The sequence below is a fragment of the Vibrio sp. 10N.222.52.C12 genome (assembly GCF_041474215.1).
In the GTDB taxonomy this organism is placed as follows: Bacteria; Pseudomonadota; Gammaproteobacteria; order Enterobacterales; family Vibrionaceae; genus Vibrio; species Vibrio crassostreae_C.
On record NZ_JBFRTR010000142.1, the window covers coordinates 1 to 1,821 of the forward strand.

The window sequence follows — 1,821 nt, forward strand, 5'->3', positions numbered from 1 at the left end:
CCACAGGAGCGACCGCGGACGTGGTGTTCAGCTACACCGCAAGCGATGGCACGGTCAACCAAACCAATACCTTAACCATTACCGTGACAGGCACCAACGATGCGCCTCAGTTAACCGCCGATGTGGGCGCGGTGAATGAAGACGCGACCTTAACGGTCAGTGCAGAAGACGGCGTGTTGGCCAATGACAGCGATGTCGATGGCGACTCATTGAACGTCACGGGTATTTTGAACGGTACTACGGGCACCGCAACCGCCGTGGCAGACAGTGGCGACACAGTGATAAGCAATGATTACGGCACATTGACCATTCGTGGCGATGGCAGCTACAGCTTTGTGGCGGACGGCAGCGATTCTCAAGCGTTGGCCACAGGAGCGACCGCGGACGTGGTGTTCACCTACACCGCAAGCGATGGCACGGTCAATCAAACCAATACCTTAACCATTACCGTGACAGGCACCAACGACGGTCCAGTAGCGATTGATGACACATATGAAACTCATAGTGAGACGCTGCTCTTCTCTGAGTCCTTTGAAAACATGACAAACACAGGTCGTTGGACTGTAGTAACTGGCGACGAACTAGATGATTGGGAAGCAACAAATGGTCTAGAGATTCAGCGTGACGGTCTCATAGCTGAAGCGACAGACGGTGACTACCTCGCTGAGCTTGATGCTCATCAAAACACCGCGATCACAACAAATATTAATACGTCAGACCAAGATAGCGTGCGTGTTGAATTTGATTACAACCCTCGACGAGACGGTAATTCATCTTCTGACATGACGTTTAAAGTCGGTGACACGTTAGTTACTGTTCACGCCGATGGATCTCTATCGGGTGCCGACGGACTTAATGTCCAAATAGGGCAACCTGACGCAAATGGTTGGTATAAGATCACGGCTGAGTTCGAAGTCCAAAGGGACGTTACGGACCTTACATTTGCAGGTGCTGGAGCTTCAGATAGCTATGGTGCGTTGTTAGATAACATTACAGTGACAGGTATTAATCAATCTAAACTTGTTACTGCTGAAGACACGTCTATCACGATTTCTTTTGATGAGTTGTTGGCGAATGATACTGACATTGATGGTGATGAGCTCTCAATTGTTGTCGGTTCAATTACCTCCGCGGCTAATGGTGAACTGTTTGTCGACTACACAGACAATACAATTACATTCACACCGGATACCGACTATAACGGTGAGGCAACTTTTAAATATAAAGTGACCGATGGGAACGGTGGGGAAGATGAAGCAGAAGTTACGCTTAATATCACTCCTGTGAACGATGCACCAGTGCTGACAGGCGATCTGTTGGGTGAAGTGGATGAAGAAGGCAGCTATACCATTACGGCTGAGGATCTGGGCTACACGGACGTTGATGATACTGTCACAGGTGTGAACTTCACTGTCGGCAACGCGAGCAACGGCACAATTTTAGTCGGCGGTGTTCCGTCGAACCATTTCACTGTGGCGCAGTTGGCGGCGGGTGAAGTGACGTTCAAACATGACGGCAGCGAAACCAAGTCGGCGTCGTTCGATGTGAATGTTGAAGACGGCAACGAAGATGGTAGCACACCGGTAGACAGCACTTTCAACTTGACGGTGACGCCAGTGAATGATGCGCCGGAGCTGACAGGCGATCTGGCGGCGGAAGTGGACGAGGCAGGCAGCTACACGATCTCGGCAGCTGACTTGGGTTATACAGACGTTGACGATACAGACACAGGCGTGACCTTCACGGTCGGCAACGCGAGCAACGGCACAATCTTAGTGAACGGCGTCGCGTCAAGCAGCTTCACGGTGGCGCAGTTGGCGG

Annotated in this window: 1 protein-coding gene; it reads left to right on the forward strand. The window is 51.1% G+C overall.

The features are described from left to right. Positions 1–1,821, forward strand: a 1,821-nt coding sequence (locus AB4623_RS21440; protein WP_372147349.1) for a tandem-95 repeat protein, incomplete at both ends; no start/stop codon positions are given.